The sequence below is a fragment of the Martinezella calliandrae genome, assembly GCF_030272695.1.
In the GTDB taxonomy this organism is placed as follows: domain Bacteria; phylum Pseudomonadota; class Alphaproteobacteria; order Rhizobiales; family Rhizobiaceae; genus Rhizobium; species Rhizobium calliandrae.
In genome coordinates, this window is record NZ_JARFYN010000182.1 from 1 (window position 1) to 720 (window position 720).

Genomic DNA, 720 nt, shown 5'->3' on the forward strand with positions numbered 1-720 from the left:
GCGCATCTACATTCGAACATCCCTCAGAGAGCTGCTTGCCAACTTCGCCTTTGCCGGCCCCGGCGATGTCGAACCGCTGTCCAACAGCTTTCCCCGCTATAACGGGGCGCCACAGCAGGACTATCCGATCATCATCCGCGAGATCGTGCAGGAGCCCGACATCATGGGGCCTGTCTTCGCGACAGCGCGCTGGGGCTTCATCCCGGCGTGGGCGAAGGATGCCGGCCGGCCGATGATCAATGCCAGATCGGAAGGCATTTCGACCAACGGCATGTTCAAGCATTCCTACAAATCGAAACGCTGTCTGGTGCCGATCAATGGCTTTTTCGAATGGAAGGACATTTATGGAACCGGCAAAAACAAGAAGCCCTATGCTATCGCGATGACATCAGGCGAGCCCTTCGCCCTCGCAGGCATCTGGGCAAGCCGACGCGATCCAGAAACCGGCATCGAGCGGAAAACCCTCGCTATCATCACCTGTCCGCCAAATCAGCTGATGGAGACGATCCACGATCGCATGCCGGTCATCCTGCATCCGGAAGATTACGAACGCTGGCTTTCCTTTGAACTGGATCCGCATGACCTCATGAAGCCGTTTCCGTCTGAGCTGATGACCATGTGGCCGATCGGCAAGGACGTAGGTTCGCCGAAAAACGATCGGCCCGACATCATCGAGCCGATCGAAGAGCCGTCCGACGACGATCCGGAGCCAACATTGCT

The 720-nt window shown here is 57.6% G+C and carries 1 protein-coding gene; it reads left to right on the top strand.

Features of this window, described 5'->3' with window-relative positions:
• On the top strand, nucleotides 1–720 hold a 720-nt coding region (locus PY650_RS36605; RefSeq protein WP_285884986.1), incomplete at both ends, for an SOS response-associated peptidase.